General features: G+C 70.5%; 1 protein-coding gene. It reads left to right on the forward strand.

Annotated elements, in window-relative coordinates; all coding sequences use genetic code 11:
- Positions 1-234: type B 50S ribosomal protein L31 (locus NP777_RS47475; protein WP_256656417.1), on the forward strand; the 234-nt coding region annotated here is incomplete at its 5' end.
- Positions 235-258 lie beyond the last annotated feature (24 nt).

A 258-nucleotide genomic window follows, 5' to 3' on the forward strand; every position in this document is an offset into this window, starting at 1 on the left:
TACCGGCCCGTCGTCTTCCGCGACCGGGCCGCCGACTTCGCCTTCCTCACCCGCTCCACCGCCACCAGTGACAAGACGGTCGAGTGGCGGGACGGCAACACCTATCCGGTCATCGACGTGGAGATCTCCTCGGCGAGCCACCCCTTCTACACCGGCAACCAGCGCGTCGTGGACACCGCGGGCCGCGTCGAGCGGTTCGAGCGGCGCTACGGACGCGAACGGAGGGACCGGTGACCGCGGACGACAACCGGCTGGCCG

Source organism: Streptomyces rugosispiralis, from assembly GCF_024505145.1.
Lineage (GTDB): Bacteria > Actinomycetota > Actinomycetes > Streptomycetales > Streptomycetaceae > Streptomyces > Streptomyces rugosispiralis.